At 69.6% G+C, this 25,147-nt stretch carries 30 protein-coding genes; 19 read left to right on the top strand and 11 right to left on the bottom strand.

Annotated features, from left to right (window positions below; all coding sequences use genetic code 11):
- Both DKT69_RS23545 and DKT69_RS23540 read left to right on the top strand, forming a co-directional pair.
- Nucleotides 1-298: helix-turn-helix domain-containing protein (locus tag DKT69_RS23545; RefSeq protein WP_109803680.1), on the top strand; the 298-nt coding region annotated here is incomplete at its 5' end.
- 47 nt (nucleotides 299-345) lie between these two features.
- On the top strand, nucleotides 346-1,434 hold the full coding sequence (locus DKT69_RS23540; protein WP_236648183.1) for a tyrosine-type recombinase/integrase: 1,089 nt from the start codon (nucleotides 346-348) through the stop codon (nucleotides 1,432-1,434).
- A 500-nt stretch (nucleotides 1,435-1,934) separates the two neighbouring features.
- Here DKT69_RS23540 and DKT69_RS23535 read toward each other — a convergent pair whose 3' ends face one another.
- The 4 genes from DKT69_RS23535 to DKT69_RS23520 form a co-directional block, all read right to left on the bottom strand.
- Complete coding sequence (locus tag DKT69_RS23535) at nucleotides 1,935-2,273, bottom strand: hypothetical protein (protein ID WP_146231193.1); 339 nt, start codon at nucleotides 2,271-2,273, stop codon at nucleotides 1,935-1,937.
- Complete coding sequence (locus tag DKT69_RS23530; protein ID WP_146231192.1) at nucleotides 2,270-2,527, bottom strand: hypothetical protein; 258 nt, start codon at nucleotides 2,525-2,527, stop codon at nucleotides 2,270-2,272. Before DKT69_RS23530 ends, DKT69_RS23535 begins: the two co-directional genes overlap by 4 nt.
- Nucleotides 2,528-2,592: 65 nt before the next feature.
- Nucleotides 2,593-3,117 (bottom strand): phage minor head protein, encoded by a 525-nt coding sequence (locus DKT69_RS23525; protein ID WP_109803671.1) that lies wholly within the window; start codon nucleotides 3,115-3,117, stop codon nucleotides 2,593-2,595.
- Entirely contained in the window at nucleotides 3,092-3,448 is a 357-nt protein-coding gene (locus DKT69_RS23520) for a hypothetical protein (protein WP_109803670.1), read from the bottom strand. Before DKT69_RS23520 ends, DKT69_RS23525 begins: the two co-directional genes overlap by 26 nt.
- A 1,223-nt stretch (nucleotides 3,449-4,671) precedes the next feature.
- On the opposite strand from DKT69_RS23520, the gene DKT69_RS39125 reads away from it, so the two are divergent.
- Nucleotides 4,672-5,142 carry a hypothetical protein gene (locus tag DKT69_RS39125; RefSeq protein ID WP_201749824.1) on the top strand — a complete coding sequence of 157 codons (471 nt, stop codon included), beginning with the start codon at nucleotides 4,672-4,674 and terminating at the stop codon, nucleotides 5,140-5,142.
- Between the two features lie 126 nt (nucleotides 5,143-5,268).
- Here DKT69_RS39125 and DKT69_RS23510 read toward each other — a convergent pair whose 3' ends face one another.
- The 5 genes from DKT69_RS23510 to DKT69_RS23485 all read right to left on the bottom strand — a co-directional run bounded on the left by DKT69_RS23510 (nucleotide 5,269) and on the right by DKT69_RS23485 (nucleotide 8,412).
- The gene (locus DKT69_RS23510) at nucleotides 5,269-5,676 is read right to left on the bottom strand and encodes an arsenate reductase ArsC (RefSeq protein ID WP_109803669.1); all 408 of its coding nucleotides are present in this window, start codon (nucleotides 5,674-5,676) and stop codon (nucleotides 5,269-5,271) included.
- A 175-nt stretch (nucleotides 5,677-5,851) separates the two neighbouring features.
- The gene (locus DKT69_RS23500; protein ID WP_109803667.1) at nucleotides 5,852-6,595 is read right to left on the bottom strand and encodes an aquaporin; all 744 of its coding nucleotides are present in this window, start codon (nucleotides 6,593-6,595) and stop codon (nucleotides 5,852-5,854) included.
- 50 nt (nucleotides 6,596-6,645) lie between these two features.
- Entirely contained in the window at nucleotides 6,646-7,308 is a 663-nt protein-coding gene (locus tag DKT69_RS41195; protein WP_109803666.1) for an arsenate reductase ArsC, read from the bottom strand.
- Nucleotides 7,305-7,991 (bottom strand): arsenate reductase/protein-tyrosine-phosphatase family protein, encoded by a 687-nt coding sequence (locus DKT69_RS23490; protein ID WP_109803665.1) that lies wholly within the window; start codon nucleotides 7,989-7,991, stop codon nucleotides 7,305-7,307. The genes DKT69_RS41195 and DKT69_RS23490 overlap by 4 nt, the downstream gene beginning before the upstream one ends.
- 88 nt (nucleotides 7,992-8,079) lie before the next feature.
- Complete coding sequence (locus DKT69_RS23485; RefSeq protein ID WP_109803679.1) at nucleotides 8,080-8,412, bottom strand: ArsR/SmtB family transcription factor; 333 nt, start codon at nucleotides 8,410-8,412, stop codon at nucleotides 8,080-8,082.
- Between the two features lie 62 nt (nucleotides 8,413-8,474).
- Here DKT69_RS23485 and DKT69_RS23480 point away from each other — a divergent pair, with 62 nt between their 5' ends.
- On the top strand, nucleotides 8,475-9,632 hold the full coding sequence (locus DKT69_RS23480) for a flavin-containing monooxygenase (protein WP_109803664.1): 1,158 nt from the start codon (nucleotides 8,475-8,477) through the stop codon (nucleotides 9,630-9,632).
- A gap of 19 nt (nucleotides 9,633-9,651) precedes the next feature.
- On the opposite strand, the gene DKT69_RS23475 is transcribed toward DKT69_RS23480, so the two are convergent.
- Nucleotides 9,652-10,035, bottom strand: coding sequence for an ArsR/SmtB family transcription factor (locus DKT69_RS23475; RefSeq protein WP_091307727.1), 384 nt, complete (start codon nucleotides 10,033-10,035; stop codon nucleotides 9,652-9,654).
- A 90-nt stretch (nucleotides 10,036-10,125) separates the two neighbouring features.
- On the opposite strand from DKT69_RS23475, the gene DKT69_RS39120 reads away from it, so the two are divergent.
- From DKT69_RS39120 to DKT69_RS23440, 8 genes are all read left to right on the top strand, one after another.
- Nucleotides 10,126-10,275, top strand: a complete 150-nt coding sequence (locus DKT69_RS39120; RefSeq protein WP_201749823.1) for a hypothetical protein — start codon at nucleotides 10,126-10,128, stop codon at nucleotides 10,273-10,275.
- A gap of 14 nt (nucleotides 10,276-10,289) precedes the next feature.
- Complete coding sequence (locus DKT69_RS23470; protein WP_109803663.1) at nucleotides 10,290-10,538, top strand: hypothetical protein; 249 nt, start codon at nucleotides 10,290-10,292, stop codon at nucleotides 10,536-10,538.
- Complete coding sequence (locus DKT69_RS23465) at nucleotides 10,535-10,984, top strand: hypothetical protein (protein WP_109803662.1); 450 nt, start codon at nucleotides 10,535-10,537, stop codon at nucleotides 10,982-10,984. The genes DKT69_RS23470 and DKT69_RS23465 overlap by 4 nt, the downstream gene beginning before the upstream one ends.
- Entirely contained in the window at nucleotides 10,917-11,771 is an 855-nt protein-coding gene (locus DKT69_RS23460) for a M28 family metallopeptidase (protein WP_201749822.1), read from the top strand. The genes DKT69_RS23465 and DKT69_RS23460 overlap by 68 nt, the downstream gene beginning before the upstream one ends.
- A 10-nt stretch (nucleotides 11,772-11,781) precedes the next feature.
- Nucleotides 11,782-12,108 carry an ArsR/SmtB family transcription factor gene (locus tag DKT69_RS23455; RefSeq protein WP_438361861.1) on the top strand — a complete coding sequence of 109 codons (327 nt, stop codon included), beginning with the start codon at nucleotides 11,782-11,784 and terminating at the stop codon, nucleotides 12,106-12,108.
- The gene (locus tag DKT69_RS23450; protein WP_109803661.1) at nucleotides 12,108-12,605 is read left to right on the top strand and encodes a GNAT family N-acetyltransferase; all 498 of its coding nucleotides are present in this window, start codon (nucleotides 12,108-12,110) and stop codon (nucleotides 12,603-12,605) included. Before DKT69_RS23455 ends, DKT69_RS23450 begins: the two co-directional genes overlap by 1 nt.
- 76 nt (nucleotides 12,606-12,681) lie before the next feature.
- A complete protein-coding gene (locus DKT69_RS23445) occupies nucleotides 12,682-14,097 on the top strand; it encodes an FAD-dependent oxidoreductase (RefSeq protein ID WP_109803660.1) in 1,416 nt (471 codons plus the stop codon).
- Nucleotides 14,097-15,434, top strand: coding sequence for an MFS transporter (locus DKT69_RS23440; RefSeq protein WP_109803659.1), 1,338 nt, complete (start codon nucleotides 14,097-14,099; stop codon nucleotides 15,432-15,434). The genes DKT69_RS23445 and DKT69_RS23440 overlap by 1 nt, the downstream gene beginning before the upstream one ends.
- On the opposite strand, the gene DKT69_RS23435 is transcribed toward DKT69_RS23440, so the two are convergent.
- Nucleotides 15,406-16,104: a hypothetical protein gene (locus DKT69_RS23435; RefSeq protein WP_109803658.1), complete on the bottom strand. Its 699-nt coding sequence runs from the start codon at nucleotides 16,102-16,104 to the stop codon at nucleotides 15,406-15,408. The genes DKT69_RS23440 and DKT69_RS23435 overlap by 29 nt on opposite strands.
- Before the next feature lie 670 nt (nucleotides 16,105-16,774).
- On the opposite strand from DKT69_RS23435, the gene DKT69_RS23430 reads away from it, so the two are divergent.
- The 7 genes from DKT69_RS23430 to DKT69_RS23400 all read left to right on the top strand — a co-directional run bounded on the left by DKT69_RS23430 (nucleotide 16,775) and on the right by DKT69_RS23400 (nucleotide 23,799).
- Nucleotides 16,775-17,776, top strand: coding sequence for a nucleotidyltransferase (locus DKT69_RS23430; RefSeq protein ID WP_109803657.1), 1,002 nt, complete (start codon nucleotides 16,775-16,777; stop codon nucleotides 17,774-17,776).
- The gene (locus DKT69_RS23425; protein ID WP_146231191.1) at nucleotides 17,773-18,336 is read left to right on the top strand and encodes a hypothetical protein; all 564 of its coding nucleotides are present in this window, start codon (nucleotides 17,773-17,775) and stop codon (nucleotides 18,334-18,336) included. The genes DKT69_RS23430 and DKT69_RS23425 overlap by 4 nt, the downstream gene beginning before the upstream one ends.
- Nucleotides 18,267-18,866, top strand: coding sequence for a hypothetical protein (locus DKT69_RS23420; protein ID WP_109803655.1), 600 nt, complete (start codon nucleotides 18,267-18,269; stop codon nucleotides 18,864-18,866). Before DKT69_RS23425 ends, DKT69_RS23420 begins: the two co-directional genes overlap by 70 nt.
- 86 nt (nucleotides 18,867-18,952) lie before the next feature.
- Nucleotides 18,953-19,291, top strand: a complete 339-nt coding sequence (locus tag DKT69_RS23415) for a hypothetical protein (RefSeq protein ID WP_109803654.1) — start codon at nucleotides 18,953-18,955, stop codon at nucleotides 19,289-19,291.
- Nucleotides 19,288-19,605 carry a hypothetical protein gene (locus DKT69_RS23410; RefSeq protein ID WP_109803653.1) on the top strand — a complete coding sequence of 106 codons (318 nt, stop codon included), beginning with the start codon at nucleotides 19,288-19,290 and terminating at the stop codon, nucleotides 19,603-19,605. Before DKT69_RS23415 ends, DKT69_RS23410 begins: the two co-directional genes overlap by 4 nt.
- Before the next feature lie 318 nt (nucleotides 19,606-19,923).
- On the top strand, nucleotides 19,924-22,272 hold the full coding sequence (locus DKT69_RS23405; RefSeq protein ID WP_146231190.1) for a hypothetical protein: 2,349 nt from the start codon (nucleotides 19,924-19,926) through the stop codon (nucleotides 22,270-22,272).
- 264 nt (nucleotides 22,273-22,536) lie between these two features.
- Nucleotides 22,537-23,799 carry an AlbA family DNA-binding domain-containing protein gene (locus DKT69_RS23400; RefSeq protein WP_146231189.1) on the top strand — a complete coding sequence of 421 codons (1,263 nt, stop codon included), beginning with the start codon at nucleotides 22,537-22,539 and terminating at the stop codon, nucleotides 23,797-23,799.
- Nucleotides 23,800-25,147 lie beyond the last annotated feature (1,348 nt).

Genomic DNA, 25,147 nt, shown 5'->3' with positions numbered 1-25,147 from the left:
CAGCGACGACCAGGAACCCCGCCTCTACACCCCGGCCGAGGCAGCGGCACTGCTACGCGTCCCGGAATCCTGGCTGCGCCGCCGCGCCGGTCGTCGCCAGATCCCCCGCACCTTCCTCGGCAAGCACCTGCGGTTCTCCGCCGCCGACCTCGCCGCGATCATCGCCGCCGCCGCCGAACCCGCCACCCGAAGGCGGCGGGGCGCCGGCCGCGCCCACCCTCCACCACCGACTTGCCCCAACCCCGAAGTCACGCGTCAATCAGCGCCGGACCAGACACAAACGGATCGGAGTACCTGATGGCCTGGGTGGAAAAGCGTGGTGCCAAATTCCGCGTCCGCCTCCGAATGCCCGATGGCACCGTCACCACCGACTCCCTCCACGAGCGCCGCGCCGACGCCGTCCTGCGCGCCAAGGAAGTCGACGTGGAACTCGCCCGCGACACCTTCATCGACCCCCGCGGCGGGCGGATCCCCCTCGCCGACTGGGTACCGATCTGGGAATCAACACACCAGGCATCCCCGGCCACCTGGGCCGCTTACCGAAGCCACCTGCGACTGCACATCCTGCCCGTCCTCGGTCAGCTACCCCTGGTCGACATCCGCCGCCAGCACGTCAAGACCCTCGCCGTCGCCCTCGGCGAGCGCCTGTCACCCCGATCGGTCGCCGACGTGATCATGGTGCTGTCGATGATCCTGCAAGAGGCGGTGGAAGACCGCAGGCTTCCCTTCAACCCCTGCCGAGGAGTCCGCATCCCCAAGGGCATCCGCGCCGAACGGCCCCACGCCACCGCCGAGCAGGTGGCGGCCATCGTCGCCCGCCAAGCCCGCCCCTCGGACGGGCTGATGATCCTCACCGCCGCCTACACCGGCATGCGATGGGGAGAACTCGCCGGCCTCGCCTGCGACAACCTCGACCTCGCCACCGGCACCATCTACGTCCACCCCGAGGTGGGAGCGCTGCACGAGGTCGAGGGGAAGCTGTTCCTCGGCCCGCCCAAGACCAACGACTCCGTCCGAAACATCCGGCTACCGCGCTTCCTGACGAACCTCCTCGCCACCCACCTCGCCGAGCACCCGCACCACATCGTGTTCTCCGGCGCCCGCGGCTACCACCAGCGCCGCTCCAACTTCAACCGCCGCGCCTGGACCCCCGCCGTCTCCGGCGATCCGAAACGGGGCATCCCACCGATCCTGCCCGGCATGCACTTCCACGACCTGCGGCACACCCACAAGACATGGCTCATCGAAGACAACATCTCTGAGATCGCCCAAGCCCGCCGGCTCGGACACCGCCTCGGCGGAGTTCGCGGCATCTACAGCCACGTCACCGACGTGATGCACAACCAACTCGTTGATGCGCTGCAGCGGCGCTGGGAAACCACCCAGCCTGGCGGCCGGAAAGCTCTGCTGCGGCGGCTGCACCATGCCGCTTGATCGACGCAGATCGACGTCGTGCTTCCGCTGGCGGGAAACCCGGGCTGGTTGGCCATGCCGCATCAGCCGTCGGCCGCGCCAAGGGTGAGGGTGACCGGCTGGCTCGGTGTCTTGCAGTGATCGACCGGGCTGCGGGTGGCCCGCCGGGAGCCAGATCCGCCGCGCGTCGACGTCGCGGCCGGCGAGGTCGGCTTCGACGTCGTCCCACCCGTCTTCGGAGGAAGAGGACAAGCCCAATGCTTCCCCCAGGCTCACCCCGTACTCCGCGATCGCGGTCTTCCCGAGCAGCAGGTAGCTCTTGAGCCCGGGCCGGGCCTCATTCCACCGCTGCCACTGCTCCGGGCCGAGGAGCTGCTCGTAGCAGCTGCGCATCGCGCGGAGGGTCGCCGACACCAGCTGCGGCTTGGCGGCGATCCGGCGGACCAGCGCGGAGAAGTCGACGTCGTCCTTGTTGATGCCGTTGCCGTCGCCCTCGCCGAGCAGATCGACGAGCAGCGCGATCAGGTCGTCCAGCTCGCCGTCGAACAGCGGGTCGAGCACGGCGGCGGGCAGCTCCGGCGGGAGCTCCCAGCTGCGTCGTACAGAAGCCGGTGCAGGGGCGGCCATGACCGGCCGTCCGGGTGCGCCCACACCTCGACCTGGAGCTCCTTGCGGACGGTCCACAGCAGCCGACCATCGTCCCCGCCCGGCAGGGCGATGACCCGCAGGTGCGGGAACGGCGGCTCGTTCAGCCCGGACACGCGGTCCGGGCCGCCGAACTTCTCCGTGATGACCGGGGCCGCCTTGAGGACCTCGATGGCCAGGGCGACCCCGTCGATCTCGGCGGACGTCCCGGTCACGGCTTCGCGCGCCCCGACCACCGCAGCGCTGCGGCCCGCTCGGTCGACACGCGGATCTTCGCGCCGGGCAGGTAGTCCTCGCCGGCTTCGCGGTAGTGGGTGGTGAGCTCCACCTCGACCAGGCCGTCACCCGGGTCGGCGGCGGAGGCATCCACCGGGGCGGCCGCGGCCGGCTCGGTCACCTTCGCCGGCGTAGCGGCGGCCGGCTCGGTGGTCTCGGCCTCGGGCTTCTGGCTGGGGGCGTTGCGGGTCATCGAGGGCACCTCCGTCGCCGGGTGGACGGCGTGCACCGTAGGCACCCAGGTGGGCTTACGTCCGGCTACCGAGTCCGGTGCCGGGCTGCGACCTCCTGCACCGCCCTGCCCATGTACCGGGCGGCGTCGTCCTCGGCGGTGCCGAACTCGGCGTCGCTCACGCGCGGACCGACCGAGGTGACGTGCCCGACCACCGTGGCAACCCGGATCTCCACCGGGTGCGCCTCGATCCCGCGGGACAGGCCGGCCGGGTCCTCGATGGCCTGGCAGCGGCAGTTGACGGTCAGGCCGGGGGTGGCGTCGCGGTCACGCGGGTGCCGCAGCTGCTGCTTCGGCGGCGCGCCGTAGTGGGCCTGGTCGTAGTCGGGGCTGTCCACGACGAACCGCAGGTTCTCCGGCACCTCCTGGCCGTGCGCGTCCCGGTGCTCCGGCCGGACCTCCTCGTCGCCGAACGTGTGCCACGTCTTCGTCCCGGGGGCATTGTCCCGGGCAACGTCGGCGACCTCGTCGGTGATGGCCTGCACCTTGCGGGCGACCATCGCCGCGACGATCTGCTCGAGCCCGTTACGCGGTCGGAACCGGGTAGCCACGATCCACCTCCGGTGGGACGATCCGGGCCTGCACCTCGACGTAGTCGACGTCCGGCACGTTGGGCACCTCGTGCAGTCTGGGGATCCCGGTCACCGTCCACGTGCGGATGCTGTCGTCGGTGACCACGGTGTCCTGCGCGCGGACCGGCCACACGGACGGGTCGAGTCGCAACTTCCACGACCCGTCGGGCTGCTCCACCGCGGCGCCCGGCACCGGGTCGGTGACCGAGGCGTTGTCCGGGCGGGGGACCGGGGTGCCGTGAGCGTCCGGCTCGGCGGGGTGCTGCCGCTTGCGCACCTGGTAGAGGCCGTCTGCCAGCAGGACCGCCATGCCTCACCCCCTGTCCCGGGTGAACCGGGGCGGCAGGCCCCGTGATTTCCTGCCGCCCCGGTCAGCCCGCTCGCCAACCTGCCGACTGGCGGCTTACGGGCTCGACCCCCCCCGGGTCCGCGCGAACAGTAGGGGAGCTGCGCGGGTTGTGTCTCGCCGGCGGCGGGCAGCTTCTCGAGCGCCATGCTGGACGGTTGCACCAGCGTGGGCTCGAACGGCTCCAGCGCGAGCGTGCCCGCCTTGATCTCGGAGACCAGGTCAAGGTGATCGCATGGACCCAGTTCGAGGCCCCGGGCGACACACCGTGACGGCGAATCGCCGCCGGAGCGGTCACTTCTTCGCGCATATAAAGGGCATAACCCACCAAATTGGAGAGCAAAATCAGCCGATCATGCCAAGGTTTCGCGCACCCGGTGCCCCCGGACCGGTAGAGTTCTTCACTGGCACCGGCGCAAGTATCCCGACCTCGAGGGAACCCGCCCCCGAGAGCTCGGGGGGCGAACGTCCCCCCGGGAAGGGAGCTCGACCGATGTCGAGTGATACACCTCCGCCCCGCCGGCGCCCGCGCCGGAAGGGCAGGCGGCCAAGACCCACCACCTCGTGGTGGAAGAAGGCCGGCGACGTGGCGTTCATCATCCTGAAGGTGGCGACCGCCGCGGTGGGGCTCTACGGAGCCCTAAACGGATGTAGCCCCGTCTAACGACAGGGCCACATCTAGCAGGTGAAGGGCGCTCCGCTCCTATGGTTTCCAGGCCGGGGGCGGGGCGTTCTTCTTTTTTTGCGGGGTGTAACGCCCGCGACCACCGCAGTCTGACACACACGAGCGGGAAGTAAAGTGACCGGGACCACAAATATTTTCGGTTCCGCCTCTTGTGTCGTACACTTCCTCGCCCTGTGACGTGCGGTTACCTCCACTGTAACGGTGTCTGCAGAATCCGCAGCTTTTTGTGACACAGACCTGCATGGGCGACCCCGTTAATAGGCCAAACGGCCGAATCCCGTGGGTGGTCACGCCATCACGCAAGGTCATTTCCGAGGGCTGCTCGTACAGGTGTTTTCCTAGGATGACCCACGCATGGTGCGGTACGCCCTCAGTACGGGCGGGGGATCGTCCAGCCCGGCCGGGTGTACGCCCGGCGTCCGGCCAGCCGCCTGCGGTCCATTGAGGACGCGGCGGCACCCCGCCGGTCGGCGCGTCGGCCGTCGAGGGCCCGTCGTCGTAGGTGACGGACTGGCCCTCCGCCGACACCGACTTCACTGGCCGACGGACGGCGGCCTGGTCGGCGAGCCGGCGCACCATCGGGTGGGCGTACGCGGCCGCCGCGGTGATCCACCGGCGGATCGGCGCGTACTCCGCCTCCCGGGCGTCGCGCCCGTACAGGTACCTGCACGCCCGTCCGATGTTCGTGCGGCTGACCGATCGTGGCGTGTGGTGGGCCGATGGTGCCGAGCAGCCCTGCGATGCCATCATCTGGTGTACGGGTTTCCAGCCCAACCTCGCCCACCTCGCGTCGCTGCTGCCCGGGTGGCGGCAAGGCAAGGTGGCCACCGAGGGCACTCGGTCGGTGGACGAGCCTCGCCTCTACTTGTTGGGTTACGGCGATTGGACGGGGCCGGCGTCAGCCACGCTGGTGGGTGTCGGCCGGACAGCGAAGGCGACGGTCGCCGACATCGCCTCCCGGCTGCGCGGGTAGCTGTCGGCCCCGGGGCCCGGCCGAGCAGGTCGGACCGTGGGCGGCGCCGGTCAGGATAGAGGGGCTCCTGCTCAGGGGTGAGCCGCCGCCGGGGTGGGGATCCAGCGGGCGGCAACGACGGCGATGTCAGGCGGTGGGGCGCAGCTCGGTAAGTAGCCTCTCCACGCGTGTGCGGATCTCGTCGCGGATGGGGCGGACGGCGTCGACGCCCTTGCCGGCGGGGTCTTCGAGCTTCCAGTCCTCGTAGCGCTTGCCGGGGAAGACGGGGCAGGCGTCGCCGCAGCCCATGGTGACGATGACGTCGGAGGACTCCGCGGTCTCGTACTCCAGGAGCTTGGGGGTCTGGTCGGTGATGTCGATGCCGACCTCGCGCATGGCCTCGACGGCGGCGGGGTTGATCTGGTCGGCGGGGGCGCCGCCGGCGGAGCGGACTTCGACGGTGTCGCCGGCGAGGTGGCGCAGCCAGCCGGCGGCCATCTGGGAGCGGCCGGCGTTGTGGACGCAGACGAACAGGACGCTGGGCTTGTCGCTCATCGGGTGCCTTCCATGCGGTGCGAGGGCCGGTTGACCGGCTTGTCCTCGGGGTCGGGGAACAGGTGGGCCGGGTCGCTGTTGCGGTCGAGCGTCCGGTAGCGGCCGGGGGCACGGCGGCGGTTGACGAATCCGGCATCAGGCCGAGTGCCGCCGGTGCCTTGTGGGTGCGGGGTTGTCATGAGCGGCGGCCGACGGCGGCGTCCTCGTCGGTGGGGACGACTACCTGGTCGGCGGCGGCGCCCGCGTCGGGGTAGAGGGCGGCGAGCAGGCCGACACCGACGGCAAGGCCCACAAGCTGCGCGACGACGAAGCCCGGCACGGAGGTGGGGGCGATGCCGGCGAAGGTGTCGGTGAACGCGCGGCCGATGGTGACGGCCGGGTTGGCGAACGAGGTCGACGAGGTGAACCAGTAGGCGGCGCCGATGTAGGCGCCGACGGCGGCGGGTGCGACCGCGGCGCGGCCGGAGCGGGCGAGGGCGAAGATCAGCAGGATCAGGCCGGTGGTGGCGACAACTTCACCCAGCCAGAGGTGCCCGGCGGCGCGGTCCTTGCCGGAGAAGTCGACGGCGGCGTGGTCGAACATCAGGTTCGCCAGCACGGACCCGGCGATCGCACCCAGCACCTGCGCCACGACGTAGCCGCCCAGGTCTCGGGCGGTGAGGCCGGTGCCGGCGCGGCGGCCGAGGAACCAGTCAGCGGCGGAGACGACGGGGTTGAAGTGCGCGCCGGAGGCTGGGCCGAAGATCAGGATCAGCGCGCCGAGGGCGAACGCGGTGGCGGTGGAGTTCTCCAGCAGTTGGAGCCCGACGTCGCCGGGGGAGAGGGTGGCGGCCATGATGCCGGAGCCGACCACGGCGGTGACCAGCAGGGCGGTGCCGACGAACTCGGCCAGCAGGCGCCGCCGAAGTGCGATGGTCATCAGTCTTTATCTCCCATGATGGTGCTGTCCCGGATCGTCGGGCAGATTGGTTATCGGGTGGCGGGGACGTTCAGTTCGTCGAGCAGGCGACGGACGTGGCGCTCAATCTCGTCGCGGATCGGCCGCACGTCGGCCAGGTCGAGCCCGGCGGGGTCGTCCACGATCCAGTTCTCGTAGCGGGTCCCGGGGAAGATGGGGCACGCGTCGCCGCAGCCCATCGTGACCACGACGTCGGCGGCCCGGACCACCTCGTCGGTCCACCGCTTGGGGAACTCCTTCGAGATGTCGATGCCCCGTTCGGTCATCGCCGCGGTCGCGGAGGGGTTGATCTCGATGCCGGGTTCGCTGCCACCGGACCAGGCGATCGCCTGGTCGCCGGCCAGGTGGGTGAAGAAACCCAAGGCCATCTGGGAGCGGCCGGCGTTGTGGGTGCACAGGAACAGCACGACAGGGCGCCCGTCGCGGTGGTGACCCTCCACCCGGGCGAGAGCCCGTAGCCGCTGGCGGGCGAAGCGCTCGGCGAGCAGCGGCAGGTAGTTCGCAACGCTGGCGGCGGTGGCGAACTGGTCGTAGCTGGTCTGCAGGAACCGCTCGATGGTTTCGGCGCCGTAGATGCCGTCGAACTCCTCAGCAAGTCGCGTCGCGGCGGTGTGCAGGGCGACCTGCTGGTCGAGGGTGATCTCTTGGAGGGGGTGGGCGGTGATGTCGGTCATCGGAGACCTCCGGGCAGGATGGCGGGCGCGAGCCGGTCGACGCGGTCGGCCAGGTCGGCGTAGGCGGCCTCGAACGCCTCGTCGGTGTCCACGCGCACCGGGTCCGGGACCGACCAGTGCAGGCGAGGGCGGATCGGGCCGGTCAGTTCCTCATGGGCGTTGTCACAGACGGCGATCACCAGGTCGTCGCGACGGACGACATCGGCGACGTGGGCGGTGCCGGTCGGGTCGAGGTCGAGGTGGTGGCGGTGGGCCACGGCCACCGCACGCGGGTGCACCCGGGTGGCGGGCTTCGTGCCGGCGGAGGCGACGTCGCCGCGGGCGCGCTGCTTCCACAGCGCGGCGGCCAGCTGCGAGCGGGCCGAGTTGTGGGTACACACGAACACCACCCGGCCCACGCCGGCCAGCCGCGGGGTGGCGAGAGCGGCCAGCGTCTCAGGGCGTAACCGCAGGTAGGTGCGACGCCGGTCGCCCTCGGAGCGGCCCTTGATGACCAGGCCGGCGTCGGTGAGGACCTTGACGTGGTGGGCGACCAGGTTCGTCGGCATGCCGAGCGTGTGTGCGATCTCCCCGGGGGAGGCGTCGCCCAAGGTGAGCGCGTCGACGATCGCCAGGCGTGCCGGGTCACCGAGGGCGGCGTGGATGCGGGCTCGCCCGTCGAGGGAAGAAGGCTCAGCGTTCATTGAGTCAACTCTCGCTGAGGAAGTTTGTCGAGTCAAGCCGGCCTCGTGAAGGCCCGGATCTCACCGGGGCGGTGTTGGTGCCGGCTGATCAGCAGCAGGTCGCCAGATAGGACTGCAGATCCGTCAGGGCGGCGATGGCGCCGTCGCGGTCAGCCCGGTAGAACACCGTCTTGCCGTCTCGCCGCGAGGTGACCACGCCGCCGCGTCGCAGCAGCGTCAGCTGCTGCGACGCCGTGGCCTGGCTGATGCCCACCCGCTCGGCCACCTCACCCACCGACATCTCGGCGCCGCGGGCGAACAGCGTCATGATCCGCTGCCGGGTAGGGCTGCCGAGGGCCTTGAGGAACTCCTGCGTCTGCGGCGCGAGGCCCGAAGCGGCGCTCTGTGGCCCGGTCGGCTGGTCGGCAGCGGTCTGGCTCATGGTCATACCTTTCCTCGCCATCATCATATTGTCATTCAACGAAACGACGATATGATCGTGGTGTGAACGATCAAGTCAATCCCGTGATCATCGTTGGCGGCGGGCAGTCCGGCCTCGCCGCCGCCCGCGCCGCCCTGGACGCTGGCCTACGACCCGTGGTCCTGCACTCCGGCGCCGAACCGGTGGGCTCCTGGCCTGACTACTACGACAGCCTCACGCTGTTCTCGCCCGCCCGCTACAGCACCCTGCCCGGCATGCCCTTCGACGGCGACCCGGACCGTTACCCGCACCGCGACGAGGTGGTCGACTACCTCCGCCGCTACGCCGACGCCCTGGACGTCGAGATCCGCACCCGCACCCGAGTCGTCGCCGTGCGCCCCGGCGACAGCGGTGGATACCTCGTCCGCACCGACACCGGAGATGAATTGCCCGCCGTCGGAGTCGTCGCCGCTACCGGCTCCTTCGGCAACCCGTACCTGCCCACCCTTCCAGGGCAGAGCGAGTACACCGGGGATCTGCGGCACGTCGCCCACTACCGCCGACCCGAGCCATACGACGGCAAGCGGGTCGTGGTCGTGGGGGCCGGCAACTCCGCTGTCCAGGTCGCCTACGAACTCACCGGGCGCGCCCGGGTGACGCTGGCGACCCGCGAACCGGTCCGGTTCCTGCCGCAGCGCATCCGCGGTCGAGACCTGCACCACTGGCTGCGCGTCACCGGCGCCGACCGCCTTCCGCGCCCGGTCATCACCCGGCTCATCCGGCACGCCGCCGTGCTGGACACCGGCCGCTACCGCGACTCCATCACCTCGGGTGAGCTTCCCCGGCGGCAGATGTTCACCCGCTTCACCGCTGACGGCGTCGTCTGGAGCGACGGCACCACAGACGGCGTCGACGCCGTCATCTTCGCCACCGGCTACCGCCCGAACCTCGACTACCTCGCCCCACTCGGCGCGCTGAACCAGGGCGTACCCCGACAGGCGGGCGGCATCTCCACCACCCATCCCGGCCTGCTCTACCTGGGGCTGGAATTCCAGCGATCCTTCGCCTCGAACACCCTGCGGGGCGTCGGACGCGACGCCGCGCACGTCATGGGCGCCCTCGCCGCACGCGTGGACCGGCGTCCGCGTCTCTCCCGTCAGGCACGCCCCACGGCCTCCGTTGCCGAGCGCTCGACGCCGCCCGTGCACGCCGATCGAGCCACGGACGGTGCGGGCGGATGACGGCGATGGGCGAGCGAGGTCAGGCCTTGGCCGCGGCCGCCGGCTCGATCGACAGCAGCGCGGCGAGCTGGCGCAGGATCTGCGGTCGAGCCCGGTAGTAGACCCACGTGCCTCGCCGCTCGGCGTCGACCAGGCCAGCCTCGCGCAACGTCTTCAGGTGGTGCGAGATCGTCGGCCCGGTCAGGTCGAACGCCGGCGTCAAGTCGCACACGCACGCCTCCCCGTCCTCGGCGGAGGCGATCATCGACATCAGCCGCAGCCGCACCGGGTCGCCGAGGGCCTTGAACGCGGGCGCGAGCACCGCGGCCGTCTCGGCGGGAACCTGGCTCTGCGCTAGCGGGGGACAGCACGGCGCATCGGCGTTGAGGTCGATGAGGGCGAGCGGCGCCTGTTGCTTCGACATGCCTCTAGGTTGACATCTCTCTAATCAACGTGCAACTCTCTGATTCGACGGGCGTCGAGACAGGCGTCCTTGAGGAAAAGAGGCTCCGTCATGTTCGGCTTCCCCCGCCGCTCGCGCACACCGCTGCCTGGTGTCCGGTTCTGCGACTCCTGTGCCCAGGTGTCCACCGCCGCCCAGCGCGCCGAACGCCGTCTCGACCGCGCCCGCACCACTGCCTACACGCTGATCACCCCCCGTTGACGAGAGGACCCGACATGAGCGAGAACACCTCCACCGCCGGCGGTTTCACCAGCGACCCCGCCGCGGCCCTGCAGATCACCGGCTCCGGCGCCTGCTGCGGCAGCCCCGCCCAGGCCGTCGGCGGCATCCTCCCGCCAGCCGGCGAAACCACCAGCGGCGACCCGTGCTGCGGGACCCGCCAGGCCGCCCAGGCCGCTGACTCCTGCTGTGGCACCGGGGCCAAGGCCGACGCTATCGCCACCGGGCAGGGCTGCTGCTCATGACCAGCTCAAGCAGCCTCGCAGACCTGCTCGAGCAGGTCAGCGCCGACCGGATGGTCGCCACCATCGCCACCCTCGCCTCCGACCCACTAGCCGGACGGCGGGTCGGCTCGACGGGCGGGGCAGCGGCCCGCGCCTGGCTCCTCGACCAGCTCACCGCTCTCGGCGCCGACGTCCGCACCGAGGAGTTCCCGGTCCGCGCCGTGCCGCAGGTGTATGAGGCGCCGACGGTCACCTGGGGCGATCGGGACGGCACCACGGAGCTGGTGTTCGGACGTCAGGTCGCGATCCACCCGGCCTCCGCCGACGCGCCGGACATCCGTCGCGGCGCCCTCGGGCGTCGCCGGCAAGGACGACCCGACGGGGCGGTGGCCGGCCGACATGAGCCTGTTCGACGCCTACCGGGACACCCACGGCGCCGCCGGGTTGCTGCTCCGCCGCCCGGTTGACGCCGAGGGTTGGCAGTTCACCATGCTCGCCGGCCCGGACCCGGGGCCGCTGCCGGTGCTGACCCTCGACCCGGACACCCACCACGCCGTGCTCACCGTTGCCACCACAGCAGACAGCTGGCTGGCCGGCGCCACGCCGCTGCGCCGCGACGACGTCCACGGCGCCAACATTCACGCCTGCCTCCGGCAGTCCGTCCCGGCTGGCGCCGACCTGCTGCTGACCGCGCACTACGACGGCGTTGGCGACCACCCGGGCCTTCGCTTGCCCGGCGCTTCGGACAACGCCACCGGCGTCGCCGTGGTCCTCGAAGCCGCCCGCGTTCTCGCCACCGCGCTGCCGGCTGGTGCGGGACTGTCGGTCGCACTGCTCGACGGGGAGGAGGTCGGCGCTCTCGGCTCCGCCCACCATGCCAGTCAACTCCGCGCCGCGGGTGCCGCGCCGATGGTCATCAACGTCGACGGCGCCGGCCGCCTGGAGGGGGCAGCCGCGGTGGAGGCCGGCGGCCCTGCCCACCGTCTCCTCGCCCTGCTCGACCAGGCCGGGCGCCACACCGGCATCCCCCTGACGGCGGGTCCGGTGGCATCGGACAACCGCCGCTACGGCGGTGCCGGTTTCGCCGCAGTGGGGATCGGGGCCGGCATGGGCGGCTACCACAGCCCCGCCGACACCCCCGACAAGGTCGACCCCGACACTCTCGACGCCATCGCCCGGCTCGTTGTCGCGACCGCTCACCTCGCCGCGGCGGCACCCGCTACACTTTCATCGCCAATCGGCGATAAACGATAGAGGAGTGATCGTGGGCAACCTCCTCGACCGGGACACCGCGCAGACGTACGCCTCGTGGTTCCGGGCCCTGGCGGACCCGACCCGGGTGCAGATCGTGGAGTACCTGGCCCGGCACGCCCGGCCGATGAGCGTGGGGGAGATCGTCGCTGCCGTCGGCTTGGCTCAGTCCACCGTCTCCCAACACCTGAAGATCCTGACCGAGGTGCGGTTCGTGCTCGTCGAACCGGTCGGCACCGCCCGGCACTACCGCATCAACGACGCCTGCGTCGGCTGCTTCCCCTCCGCTGCTGACGTCGTCATGGGCCGCCCGGCCCCCAACCCGAAGGGAGCCTGCTGATGGCCGACATCACCGTCCGCCCGATGACCTCGGACGACGCCGATCGTGTCCTCGCCATCTACCAGGCCGGCCTCGACGGCGGCGACGCCAGCTTCGAGACCACCGCACCGACCTGGACCGCATTCGACCAGGGCAAGCTGCCTGATCACCGCCTCGTGGCCGTCGACGCGGACGACACAGTCCTCGGGTGGGTGGCGGTGTCACCGACGTCGAGCCGGGCGGTCTACGCCGGGGTGGTCGAGCACTCCGTCTACGTCGACCCCGCCGCCCAAGGGCGTGGCGTGGCGCGGCTGCTGCTGGACGCGCTGATCGCCTCCACCGACGCCGCCGGCATCTGGACCATCCAGTCCGGCGTCTTCCCGGAGAACGCCGCCAGCCTCGCCCTGCACCAGCGGGCCGGGTTCCGGGTCATCGGCACCCGCGAACGGATCGGCCGGCACCACGGCCGGTGGCGCGACGTGGTGCTGCTCGAGCGGCGCAGCCCCGCCATCACCTGAACCCCTTTCAGTTCTGCCCGCCGCAGCACCACTGCACCTTCTTGATTCGACAATTTTCAACACAGAGGAGTTTCCGATGACTGTCCTGGACGAGCTGCCCGTCGTGGTGATCGGCGCGGGCCCGGTGGGTCTGGCCGCCGCCGCCCACCTGCACGAGCGTGGCCTGCCCTTCCTTGTCCTGGAGTCCGGCGACACCGCCGGCGCGGCGGTGCGGCAGTGGGGACACGTGCGGGTGTTCTCCCCGTGGCGCTACAACATCGACCCGGCCGCGCGGCGGCTGCTCGACGACGCCGGCTGGGTCGCCCCGGCCGAGGATGCCCTGCCCACCGGCGCGGAGCTGGTCGCTGACTACCTCCAACTCCTCGCGGAGCTGCCGCAGCTCAAGCCGCACCTTCGGTACGGCGCGCGGGTGGAGGCGATCAGCCGGCTCGGCCTGGACCGGCTGCGCACTGCCGGTCGTGAGCAGGCGCCGTTCCTGATCCGCCTCGCCGACGGCGACGAGCTGCTGGCCCGGGCGGTCGTCGACGCCTCCGGCACCTGGGGCACCCCCAACGTCCTCGGCGCATCCGGCCTGCCCGCCCTCGGCGAGAAGGACGCGGCAGCGTTCCTCGAGCACGCCCTGCCCGACGTGCTCGGCGCGGACCGGGACCGCTTCGCCCGCCGGCACACCCTCGTCGTCGGCGCCGGCCACTCCGCCGCGAACACCCTGCTCTCCCTGGCCGAGCTGGCCGCCGCCGAGCCGGGCACGGAGGTGACCTGGGCGATCCGCTCGGCCAGCCCGGCCCGCACCTACGGCGGCGGCGACGCCGACGCCCTGCCCGCCCGCGGCGCGCTCGGCTCCCGGCTGCGCGAGCACGTGGACGCCGGCCGGATCCGGCTGCTCACCGGCTTCTCCGTGCACGCGCTCACCCCGACCGACGGCCGGGTCGCCGTGGTCGTCCGCCACGCCGACGGCACCGACGAGTCCATCACCGTGGACCGCATCGTCGCCGCCACCGGCTTCCGCCCCGACCACTCCATCGCCGCCGAGCTGCGCCTGGACCTTGACCCGGTCATGGGCGCCACCCGCGCGCTCGCCCCGCTGATCGACCCGAACGAGCACTCCTGCGGCACCGTCCCGCCGCACGGCGCCGACGAGCTCGCCCACCCGGAGGTCGGCTACTACGCCGTCGGCATGAAGAGCTACGGCCGCGCGCCGACTTTCCTCATGGCCACCGGCTACGAGCAGGTCCGCTCCGTCGTCGCCGCCCTCGCCGGCGACTGGGACGCCGCCCGCGACGTCCAGCTCGACCTGCCCGAAACCGGCGTCTGCAACAGCAACCCCGCCGACTCCACCGGCGCCGACAGCTGCTGCGGCCCCGCCCCCGCAGCCCAGCCCGCCGGTAGGGGGTTGGCGACCGGGATCTCCGGCGGCCTGCTCTCCGCACCGCTCAACCTGATCAGCCTCGACACCCCGACCAGCCGCCAGACCGGCGGCTGCTGCACCAGCTGATGACCACCACCACGACGGCGCCCGCCGACCCCACGGTCGGCGGGCGCCACGGGTGGCGCATCGTCGCCGCCCTCGCCATCACCTCCACCATCGGCTACGGCACCCTCTACTACGCCTACGCGGTTCTCCTCGGCCCCATGGCCGCCAGCCTCGACGCCTCCACCACCGCCGTCACCGGCGCGCTCACCGCCAGCGTCCTCGCCGGCGCGCTGATGGCCATCCCCGTCGGCAGGTGGCTCGACCGCCACGGCGGACGAGCCCTCATGACCGTCGGCTCGGTCACGGCCACCGCCCTCCTGATCGCCTGGTCCCAGGTCCAAACCATCGGACAGCTCTACGCCGTGATGATCGGCATCGGCATCACCGGCGCGATGGTGCTCTACGAACCCGCCTTCGCCGTCATCGTCTCCTGGTTCACCCCCGACCGGCGCCCCACCGCGCTGCTCGCGGTCACCGTCGTCGCAGGGTTCGCCAGCACCATTTTCATGCCCCTCACCGGCCTGCTCGTCGCGCAGCTCGGCTGGCGCGGAGCGCTGCTCACGCTAGCCGCCGTCCATGGCGTAGTGACTGTGCCGCTGCACGTCCTCACCATCCGTAAACCGCCGCACGTCAGGACACCCAGCCCCGCCGCGCGACCGGACCACACCCTACGACGCATCGCGGCGCGCGCCGCGATACGCGATACCCGGTTCTGGATCCTCGCCGCCACGCTCATCGCACACGGCGCGGCCACCAGCACCATCGGCGTCCACCTGGTCAGCTACCTGACCAGCCGCGGCCACGCGGCTACTTTCGCCGCCACCGTCGCAGGCCTCCTCGGCGTCCTGTCCGTCACCGGACGACTCGTCCTCACCGGCGCCCGACGCCGGCTACCGGTCACCACCATCGTCGCCGCGGTGTTTGCCGTCCAGGCCGCCGCCGTCCTCGCGATGCCCTTCGCCGCCGGAACCCGCGTCGGAGCAATCGTCACCGTCACCGGATTCGGGCTCGGCTTCGGCATCGCCAGCCTCGCCACCCCCGCCATCCTCGCCGACCGCTACGGCACCACCGCCTACGCCACCATCGCGGGACGACTCGCCGCCCCCGTCACCACTGCCAAAGCCGCCGCACCCCTGCTTGCCGCCGCGTGCCTCCTCGCGGCCATCGGCCTGCGCGCCGTGGGCGAGGCCAGGACCGACAGCGAGTACCGCAACCAGCCGGACGTACCGCGTCCAGGAGCCCGTGTGGCTGCCGTGCCAGGGCCAGATTCAGCTCAAGCACCGGCAGATGGCGAGCGCGCAGAAGGTCGACCCAACGGCAGCCCGACGTCTACCCCAGGTCCCACGCGGTCCACGTGACGACCCATGGCCGCTCAGGTCGCGCGGCCGGAAGCGGCTGATCCCCGAAGAGCACCGCTTCTACCGCCTCGGCGGCTGCCCGCATCTCCGCCTCCGCGTCCCGCAGCGGATCACACACCACCAGCAGGAGATCGCCGTGAACGAGTGTCTGGACGGCGTGGCCCGTCTGCTGCCTGATCAGCGACCGAATCTCCTTTCGAAGGACGGCAAGCTGGTCACCGGGCACCTGCCGGACCTCCGCGTACCCGTGCTCACGCACCACGTCGCAGACCACCTGCGCGACGACCGGGACTCTGCGGTCGACCGCCGGCGCGGGGAACAGGCGGTCCATCAGCGTCAGACACCGTCGGCACGTCGGTGCAAAAGCCGCCTCCCGGTACCTGCTAAGCGTCCCGCCGTCACCGCCGACCATTAGCGCCCAGACCCGGCCGCACATCGTCGTGTGCTCCCAGATCGGCTGTCGCAGCGCCTCAACGTCATACCGCCGCTGGACTGCCTCACGCTCACTGTCCCCGCCCGCGAGGTAATGGTCCGGTACGGCACCGCGGCCCGGCCCCGTCGGTTCGTGCCAGCGCGCGAGGTGCACGGCCTCGCCGCCGCTGACCGCCACGAGAAGCAGCACAGACTCCCCAACTGTGATGACGTTCGGTCCATGCAGGCCGCCACGCATGCCAGCAGTATGCCCGCCCCTCCTCCCAGGACGGCCATAGCCGAGGCTTGCTCGTCCCCCGCCAGGCCCGAGGCAGTCAACCTCGTCGAGCACCCCGACGCGGGGCCGCACGCTCCCGGCCGACCACGAGGCCGCCGTCTGCACCGCCTGCTGCCATCCTGTTGGTTTCGAGGGTCATCAGTGGTGCCGTTTGGACCGGGCGCCGGCTCGCTGCGGCTCTCGACGCCGAACGGCTGCCTCGCGTCGGTGTCCTGAGTGTCTTCACGTTGCTATGACAGAGCCGGCGGCTGGCGGTCACGTGCCCAGCTGCCCGGTGTCTGGCAAGGACGGCTGCTGCGGTAGGCAACAAATGTCTATTTGGTCGGTACCTCGCCGTCGGCTCACTGCGGGCGTCCCGCGATCTGCGACGGTCTCTCGCGTCGTCGCAGGGGGAATGTCGGTGGGGCGGGTTAGTCTGGTGGTCAGCAGAAGACCCCGCAGCCACGGGCGCACGGGGGCGACGGGCTACGGGGCCGTTTCTTGATTCGCACCCAGGAACATACCCGGTGAAGGTCGCCGGCGGCAGACGATGGCGCCGTCGGGCGAACTTTTTCACCCGCGCCTCCTTCTTCCTGTGCCTGTGGGGTTCCGCCATGTCCGGGTCCTCGGACCCAGAAGGAGGACGCCAATTATGTCCCTGGAAGACCAGCTCGGAGAAGGCCGCAAGAACCTCGAGGTCACCCTGGAGGAACTGCGTGAAGCCCGCAGACGCCGAGGCCTGCTCTGCGCGGCGCTGCTCGACGCGTTTCCCGGTGCCCGTACCTACATCAACGGGTCGATTGCGCACGGTGACGCGAACACACCGCTGACCGACGTCGACCTCGGTGTCGTGGTCGACGCCGCCGGGTACGGGCCGGACGGTGCCGGGCCGTTGCCGCTGATGGAGCAGGCCCGCGACGCGATCCGGGAGCACCTCAAGGACGAGTTCGACAACCTCACGGTCACCGTCGAGGGCCAGAAGCGGTCCGTGCTGGTGCGGTTCGGCGCCCCGGTCACCCCCGGCGAGAAGGACTTCACCGCCGACGTGATCGTGGCCCTGGACCACCCAGTGAAGGGGCTGTGGATCCCGAACACCACGATCGCGGCCGGGTGGGACCGGGCGCACCCGGAAATGCACACCGAGCTGGTCCTGCAGGCCAACGATGACACCGGCAACGTCTTCGCCCGCACCGTGCGGCTTCTCAAGCATTGGCGCACCCACCACGGCAAGCCGCTGTGCTCGTGGAACATCAAGGCCCTGGCCCTGGGCTGCATCGCGGATCAGAAGCGGCCCCTGCTGCAGGCGCTGCACGACTTCTTCACCCACGCCGCCGACGAGCTGGCCGCCGGGCTCACCGAGGACCCTGCCGGAGTCGGCGGGAAGATCAAGCTGCCGGCCGGGATGACCCGCGAGGGTGCGGCCTGGCGGCTGGGGCTGACGCGGGACAAGGTAGCCGCGGCCATCGAACACGAGCAGGCCGGCCGGCACGCCCTCGCCCAGCACGCACTGCACAGCGTGCTGCCGCACGTGGTCGCTGACAGCGATCAGGGCGCCCAGATGGCCGAGCAAGCCTTGCTGACCACCGGCGCGTCGGCCGCCAGCCTCATCGTCCCGGCGCCGGACACCTCCGCGCGGGCGTGGTCGCCCCGGTGACCGACTGGTACGGCCGGCGGGCATCGTGGTGGGTCCCGCTGGAAGCCGCCGCCCGGCGGCGGCTGGGGCCCACCCTGTCCCACCAGTACGTCTTCGAGCCGGCCTGCTACGCCAGGGAGTGTGAGATCCTCGTCTACCGCATCGAGGCGCTGGAGGTGATCGGCGACCCGGAGCCGGTTGACGTGACGATCCGCTTCCACAAGCTGCCGCCGTACGACACCTACGGGCTGCCCCCGCAGGATTACCCCCGGGTCTTCGCCAAGCCGGGCGCCACCTCCAAACACCGAATGCCCGACGACGGGGCGTTGTGCATGTGGATGCCGCTGGATCCGCCGCATCGCCGATGGACCCACCACAAGGGGCTGCTCGAACTCGTCGAGCTGACCCGCCAGCACCTGTTCCTCGAGAACTACTGGCGCCAGAACGACGGGGTGTGGCTGCTCGAAGACGCACCGCACGGACTTCCGCGAACCCAGGGAGGTGACAGCACATGGTCTACGCCCAAACAGCGCAGAGCGGGTGGACGGCCGCGCAGACGGCGATCGTCATCGTCGCCGTGATCGCGATCCTCGGCGGTATCGTCTCTGCCTCGGTCACCTACACGCTCAACCAGAGCGCCGCCCGCCGGGAACGGCAGGCCAAGGCGTTCGCCGAGGCCCTCAACGCGGTCGAGGACTACGCCGAAATGCCGTACCGGGTCCGCCGCCGCCGTGACACCCCCGAGGCCCGCTACGACCTCACCGACGAGGTCAGCAAGATCCAGTCCCGGCTGGCGTACCACCAAGCCCTCCTGCAGATCGAGGCGCCCGAGGTGGCCGCCAGCTACGCCACGCTCGTCCGTGCCACCAAGATCCAAGCAGGCGGGCAGATGAGGCAAGCGTGGCAGCAGCCCGTGCTCACCACCGACGCCGACATGAACCTGCAGGTCCGCTACCCCCGAGACCAGATCGATGCCGCTCGAGGCGCCTGCATCGCAACCATGCGAGCCGCCCTCCGACGACACCGGACCCGCCACGCGCCCACCCTTCCCACCGCCAACAGCGACCAACCCGAGATCCCTCCTCCGACCGCTGGAGACGATCAGCGCTAGCGAGCCAGTGGCACGCATACGGTGATCGGCCCGATCGTGGCCCTCGCCGTTCCCCGAGGCTGCCCCATCCGAACGGAGACCACCTCATGCAACATCTGCTGACCGAAGCCCAGGAGACGCCGACTGCGGCTCTCGACTACGCACAAGGCGTGTCGGAAGTGCGCACACCCGAACACCTCGTGCCCCTACGAGAGGTAGTCAGGCGCCAAAACCGCAGCGAGCTCAACGCCCTCTTCGCGGCCATCAACGAGCGATTCGGCGCGACGGAACCCGTGATTGGCGTCTTCTACGCCGCCGGCGAGATGGCCGTCATGGCGGAGGTGGGCCGCAGTGATCTCGAGCCCCAGGACCGACGGCTGCTGCGCCAGTTGTGGGCGGTACTGCGCCATGCTCAGTCCGGCCCTGACGTCAAGGAGACCCTGTGATTCCTCAGCCCTACCCCTTGTGGTGCGCCGAAGCGTCCAGCGACCGTCGTGTCTCTGTCGGCCGCATCATCGGCTGGGTAGCCACCAACGAAGACGACGGTGATCTACCCAGCGGCGCCCCGGTCGACTACCTTCCGGTCCTGCACATCGCCGACCCGCGAGACGGCACCTGCGACGGCATCCACAGCCCCGTCGAATACCAGCAGCTCTTCATCGACGACGACCCAGTAAAGGTGCGAAAGCAGGCGGAGGCGTGGGCGCGGAAGCAGCCGTTGCCGCCAGCGGCGCGAGTGGAACCGCCTACGTTTGACTGACCGGCGGCTGGCAGTTGCCCAGCAGCCAGGTGGCTGCGCCCCGCCCACCCGTGGCAGCAGTCGCCATACGTCCACTGTGCGTCAGCCGCACTGTCACGTGGGGCGGAGGCCGCCGCCGAGCTCTGCGACGCCGACGTCGGTGAACTGGCCAGGGTGCTTGACGCGGAGAGGGAAGATCCATGAGTTCAACGTGGGGGCGGCTATGCAATTAGGTAGGTGGCAATGAGCCGTGAGCGGCGCCGAGCTCGGCGTACCAAGAGGCAACGGGCGGGCGAGCACCGGCCAAGGCGAGAGCAGCGTGCGCCGTCATCTGTCGAGTTGGCTACTGCGGAGACGTTTGAACGCTTCATCCGGTATGCGCAGTCCTCGGCCGGCGCTGAGGATGCCTCTGCGGCAGCGCGTGCGGATCTGTTAGCTGCTGCCGAGGAGATTTCTCGGGCCGCGTGCGGCCTTGACCTGATCAGAGTTGTGTCAGGCGTCTGGGTCGGAATGATCATGAACCGTGCCGTGGGTGGAACTGAGCCGTCGGCTGCTGCCCTGGAGCTGATTGCACTGGTGCTGGCATCCAGAGACGCCACGGCTGACGTCCCCGTCGCGCCCGTCGAGTCTGAGTTTCTGCCACCGCGGGTGGAGGCAGCTGCCCAACGAGCCTTGGCCGCAGGCAGCATGACGGCTCTGTTCGACTCGCCGCCAGCGGACGCAGAGGGCATGATCCTCTTCCATTCAGTTCACCGCGAGATCATGCTCCGCAATCCGGTATACCCACACATGCTGCTCGACACCTTGCGCGGCCTGTTCGGCGATCCGGCTGTGAACGCCGACTGTCAGGCCGCGTTGGGGTTCACGGGTTTGGAAGCTGTCAACATCATGCAGGCGGTGCGCTCGCTCTCGACCGCCCAACTGGCCGAGCGGTTCGCGCGCATGGAGTCCGCCCGGGACGCGAGCCCGCCGTTCCTTCGGTCGTGGCAGCAGCGCAAAGAGAGCGAGATTGAACTGCCAGATCAAGCGCATCGCGCAGCCGCACAGAAGCTGTTCGACGCGGTACAAGGCCTGACCACGCACATAGATGAAGCAACTGTCATCGATCCTGATGCCGTTGCTCGGCGCACCGGCTATAACCGCGCCACGGTCGAGGCTGTTCTTGATGCGTACACCTTGACCGGTGTCATGGATATCGGCGATACGCTCGGCCGATTCTTTCGTGGCGATAACCCCTTGCGCACAGCTCCGATCATCAGTGACGCCCAAGGCCGACGCATGCTCGTCCATGAGGCCTTGGCGCTGCCAGCAGTACGGGAGGTCATCGAGAACAAGCTGACCGCGGCCAAGCGGTGGGACACCTACAAGCAGCACCGCGGCGAGTGGGTCGAGAACACTGCCGTCGATCTCTTGGCTGGGATCTTTCCGGGAGCGAAGGTCTACCGCGCCTTCAACTACTTTGTCCCCGACCCGAAAGCCGGCACAGCGCAAACCGATCCCGTGAAGTTCACCAAGCGTGTTGAGGGCGACGGCCTTATCGTCATCGACGACGTGGCACTGATCGTCGAGGTCAAGGCCGTCGCGTTGACTCCAGAGGCACGGGCCGGAGATCCCCGCCGACTCCGCAGCAAACTGCGTGACATCGTGACCAAAGCCGCCGATCAAGCCGGCCGGCTCCGTGAACGGATCATCACCGACAAGCGGGTACGGCTGGACGACGGCCAGTGGATCGATGCCAGCGGCGTGCGAGAGATACACACAATCGCGGTGGGGCTTGAAGATCTCTCCGGCGTTACGACCGCGACAGCAACCCTCGTCGCAGCCGGCGTCCTCAACCCGGACAACATCCCCTGGACAGTTTCACTGCACGACCTGCGCATCGTGTCCGAGATACTGGATCGTCCCAGCGAACTGCTGCTCTACCTGCGCCGCCGCACGCAGCCCGAAACGACGTGGAAGTACCGCGCTGTCGATGAGCTTGACCTGTTCCTTCTCTTCCTCAACGCGAACCTGCACGTCGAGCCCGACCCGCGTCGGACAATGCAGACCCTTCCCTGGTCCGGACCACCATCCACCGCAGACCTGCGTCGCTTCAACGCCGAACACCCTTGGCTGGTTGACAGCCACACCGAGCCTCTCGATGCCTGGTACACATCGAAGATCGACCCGACCGCGACGCCGGCAGACAAGCCACGGCTTAGCGCCGATCCCAAGCTCCTCAAGCTCGTTGACATGGTCTCGAAGTGTGGAGAGCCCGGCTGGTTGCCCACAACGGCATCACTCTTAGAAGGCAACGGCAAGGTTCAACGTAGGTTCGGCCTGCACTCCGCCGACCTAGCGAAGCTCGTGCGCCGTGACCGAAAGCGTCACATGATTACCCAACTCATGCCCGAGACGTCAGGTACGCATATCCTCCTCGTCTGGGCCTGTCACTCGCCTGATGAAGAGGCAGACGACGCTGCAGAGCACCTGTCGCGGTACCTCAAGGCCAAGAAGCATCAGACCGGCTTTCACAGGGCTGCCGCTATGATCTTCGATCCAAGCGGAAGCGACCTGCTGCGGCTTCTCTACTACAACGAGCCTACCGAGCCAGATTCCCAACTTGATGAAGATATCGCCCAGCTCGTGCCCCTTCAGAGGATGAAGCGCACCGTTCCTCGCCCAGGCCACCAGAGCAAGCCCCGTTGATGAACACCGGCAATGCTTCGGCAGCTCACGGGCAACGGGGTGCCGCAGCCCGCGCGGAGCGCCGCGCCCCGGGAGTAGTCTCGATCCCGCCCTGAGACGCACCGCGGCTCTGACCGCTGCAGGCAGCGACAGTTCGTGGCGCGAGAGCCGGGCCGGATGGGTAACGGCGAAAGCCTAGCGACGGCCGAGACAGGCCGACCGTATCGTGCTCCTCGGAAGCACGAAAACCGGCCACGCTTGGAACGCGAGAGGTAGGTACAGACGGTGGCAGACCGGGGTTCGGTTGATATCGCTGACCTAGCACTCGCCGTTGGCGACGCCGATTCCGTGGGCGTGCGACTGGCGGTTGTGCGGGAAGCCGACGAGTGGCAGCTGCGACGCGCTGACGTCGTCCTTGATGCCCCGACACCTCTCATGCCACGATTGTGGACCTACCCACAGGAAGCGTTCATTGAGCAGCAGGTCCCGGGGACGGTGGCTGCCAGTCTGCTGAGCGGACATCCTCAAGAGGTGGCCGGGTACAAGGTGGTAGCGCCGAAGCCGGCCGCGCCCAACGCCACGTTCGAGCGAATCGCCGGGCAACGGCGATTCGGTGCGCTCGTGACTGCTTGGCCGCGCACTGAGTGGCGAATCAGCGGCGAGCAGACCTCGGTGCGGCAGGATGGCCTGCTCATCGGTAACGGCCCTTCCTACCTCAACTACACAGCCGCTTGCAGCGCGTTCTTTGATGGGGCGGCGCCCGACCACCAAGGACACGGCAACCTGTGGCGAGTCATCCGGCACGACCGGCGGGCTTGGCTGCATCGAATCAAGATCACGCCTGTGAGCGTGGTGGTCGGCGTGCAGGGCGACGATCTCCGTGGCGTCCGGCTCGAATTGAGCAGCCCGACGAGCAGCGTCTCGCGACCGGTGGGTTCGACAGGACGCGTGACTATCAGGCTGTCAGGTGGACTCGGCCAACACGCCTTGCTGCTATTGCGCACTGCCGAAGAGTGGCTGGACTACCGGTACTTCGATAGCCCAATCCCTGGCAGCGTTCAGGACGCCTCCGTCATCTTTGAGCAGCCTGGCGCTGATCTTGAACTGCTGATGGCTGGTGGCGAGGGACAGTACGTCGAGTTCAAGAAGACGGTGACACGGCAGCAGGAGGACAAGCGGTCCTTCCTGAAGACCGTCGCGGCGTTCGCGTCATGGAACTCCGGGACAGTTCTAGTAGGCATCGATGATGATGGTCAGGTCGTTGGCGTGCCGGCCGACGATCGCGACAAGCTTCAGTTGCTGATCGCCTCGATCATCCGTGACAGCATCGAGCCGGAACCGACCTATGTTGTGCGATGGGTAGAGCACGACGGCAGACACGTGCTCTTGCTTGAAGTTCAGGGCCGCCCACGCTGGCACGTGCTGGAACCTAAGAGGCCCGAGTTTTATGTCCGCCGCGGCGCGAGCACCATGCCGGCCAAACGCGAGCAGATCGGCGAGGGATTCGGACAGAACGTCACCGGCAACCTCGGGCAAGTCAGAGTCTGAGACCGCGGCGTTGCGTCCCCGGCTGCGCCGGCTCTGAACTGGCCGCCACAGGAGAGATCCTCGCGGACGTGCGCTGGCTGTCGGCGGCGGAGCGGGAAGCGGCGGCGCTGTGCCTGACCTCGACGATGTCGCCGCCGCACGCTCAGCGATGACCGGGCGGCCACACCCACTCGCCATGACGGAAGAAGCTTTCGACTGACCGATGACGGTGCGCCGTTGATTGACCATCTCGGATGCAGGTCCGTCGTCTCGTGCGGTCGGTGGGGGAGCGACCCTTGGTTCGCGCCGCACCGCGGCGGGTCCGGCCGAGAGAGCCTGAGGGATGAACGACAACCATCTCTTCGGACCTGCACCCTCCTAGGATGTTCAGAGGGTGTGCTCCACGCCCGATCGGGGGATGATCGAAGCATTCACGAAACTGAGAGGCTTCTGCTGAGCCCGTTGGTAGCTCACAGAGGTCCTGACATCTGTCAGTGGATCGAGTAGTGCGCGGGCACTCGATCGATGCCGGCGGGCGACGGGTGGTATTCGGGTAACTGGGCATGTCCAGCGCCGGGCCCACTTTTTCCTTCCAAGAGGGCGACCAAGGCCCGCAGCCCCCGGCGTCGTGCGACCAGCGCTGCGGCAGCCACCCGTGCCGGCAGCGGACCGCGCACCCGTAGTTCCCGCTGTTGGGCCGGGGAGAGCTCCGGTATCCGTAGGCGGAGCAGGTCCGCGAGCCGGTGCAGGTCGCTCGCGTTGGCCACGGTCAGTTCGAGGTGAGCGGGGCCGGCAGGCGGTCTGGCTACTGCCCGACGATTAGAACTGCTGCTCGGTGATGGGTTCAGCTAGCGCTGGCTATGCCCGTAATGTCGACAGAAGTAGATCCGTGACCGTCGTGGGTTGCGTGACCATTGCCAGGTGATCGGCGTCCATGCGCCGGACCCGGTACCCGCGTTCTTCCGCCTGGTCTGCAGTGGACTGGTACGCAGCGCTCAGCTGGAGGTAGATGTGCCCTGCGGAGTTCCACGGCCCGCCCGGTGCGGGCAGTACCTCGGAGACGACCTTCCACGGCAGCTCGGGTGAGCCGTGCAGCACCTGGCGCCGCTGGCGGGGGGTCGGGCAGGAGATTGTCGAGGGAGCTGGCGGGGAACCACGTGTCCCACGTCGGCAGCCGGCCCGATACTGCTATTTCCCGCAGCCACGTGGCCCGCTCCGGCGGCAGTGACCCAATCCAGCTGGTGCCCTGGTACGGCAGGCGGGCGTCCAGGAAAGCGACGTCCAGCCGGTCGCTGCCGACCGCGTCGGCGATGCCGGGCAAGTAAGGCCCCGCGCGGCTGTGGCCGACGACGACGGTGGGCGCACCGGG

The organism is Micromonospora sicca, from assembly GCF_003172935.1.
In the GTDB taxonomy this organism is placed as follows: Bacteria; Actinomycetota; Actinomycetes; order Mycobacteriales; family Micromonosporaceae; genus Micromonospora; species Micromonospora sicca.
The sequence above is the reverse complement of the archived record's forward strand: the minus strand, read 5'-3'. Positions and strand labels throughout refer to the sequence as shown.

Excerpts from the sequence above, each read along its gene's own strand:
- DKT69_RS23540 (WP_236648183.1), top strand. The coding sequence starts at position 346 with ATGCCCGATGGCACCGTCACCACCGACTCCCTCCACGAGCGCCGCGCC.
- DKT69_RS23530 (WP_146231192.1), bottom strand. The coding sequence starts at position 2,527 with ATGACCCGCAACGCCCCCAGCCAGAAGCCCGAGGCCGAGACCACCGAG.
- DKT69_RS23520 (WP_109803670.1), bottom strand. The coding sequence starts at position 3,448 with ATGGCGGTCCTGCTGGCAGACGGCCTCTACCAGGTGCGCAAGCGGCAG.
- DKT69_RS23510 (WP_109803669.1), bottom strand. The coding sequence starts at position 5,676 with ATGAGCGACAAGCCCAGCGTCCTGTTCGTCTGCGTCCACAACGCCGGC.
- DKT69_RS23500 (WP_109803667.1), bottom strand. The coding sequence starts at position 6,595 with ATGACCATCGCACTTCGGCGGCGCCTGCTGGCCGAGTTCGTCGGCACC.
- DKT69_RS41195 (WP_109803666.1), bottom strand. The coding sequence starts at position 7,308 with ATGACCGACATCACCGCCCACCCCCTCCAAGAGATCACCCTCGACCAG.
- DKT69_RS23490 (WP_109803665.1), bottom strand. The coding sequence starts at position 7,991 with ATGAACGCTGAGCCTTCTTCCCTCGACGGGCGAGCCCGCATCCACGCC.
- DKT69_RS23485 (WP_109803679.1), bottom strand. The coding sequence starts at position 8,412 with ATGAGCCAGACCGCTGCCGACCAGCCGACCGGGCCACAGAGCGCCGCT.
- DKT69_RS23475 (WP_091307727.1), bottom strand. The coding sequence starts at position 10,035 with ATGTCGAAGCAACAGGCGCCGCTCGCCCTCATCGACCTCAACGCCGAT.
- DKT69_RS39120 (WP_201749823.1), top strand. The coding sequence starts at position 10,126 with ATGTTCGGCTTCCCCCGCCGCTCGCGCACACCGCTGCCTGGTGTCCGG.
- DKT69_RS23470 (WP_109803663.1), top strand. The coding sequence starts at position 10,290 with ATGAGCGAGAACACCTCCACCGCCGGCGGTTTCACCAGCGACCCCGCC.
- DKT69_RS23465 (WP_109803662.1), top strand. The coding sequence starts at position 10,535 with ATGACCAGCTCAAGCAGCCTCGCAGACCTGCTCGAGCAGGTCAGCGCC.
- DKT69_RS23460 (WP_201749822.1), top strand. The coding sequence starts at position 10,917 with ATGAGCCTGTTCGACGCCTACCGGGACACCCACGGCGCCGCCGGGTTG.
- DKT69_RS23450 (WP_109803661.1), top strand. The coding sequence starts at position 12,108 with ATGGCCGACATCACCGTCCGCCCGATGACCTCGGACGACGCCGATCGT.
- DKT69_RS23445 (WP_109803660.1), top strand. The coding sequence starts at position 12,682 with ATGACTGTCCTGGACGAGCTGCCCGTCGTGGTGATCGGCGCGGGCCCG.
- DKT69_RS23440 (WP_109803659.1), top strand. The coding sequence starts at position 14,097 with ATGACCACCACCACGACGGCGCCCGCCGACCCCACGGTCGGCGGGCGC.
- DKT69_RS23435 (WP_109803658.1), bottom strand. The coding sequence starts at position 16,104 with ATGCGTGGCGGCCTGCATGGACCGAACGTCATCACAGTTGGGGAGTCT.
- DKT69_RS23430 (WP_109803657.1), top strand. The coding sequence starts at position 16,775 with ATGTCCCTGGAAGACCAGCTCGGAGAAGGCCGCAAGAACCTCGAGGTC.
- DKT69_RS23420 (WP_109803655.1), top strand. The coding sequence starts at position 18,267 with ATGGTCTACGCCCAAACAGCGCAGAGCGGGTGGACGGCCGCGCAGACG.
- DKT69_RS23415 (WP_109803654.1), top strand. The coding sequence starts at position 18,953 with ATGCAACATCTGCTGACCGAAGCCCAGGAGACGCCGACTGCGGCTCTC.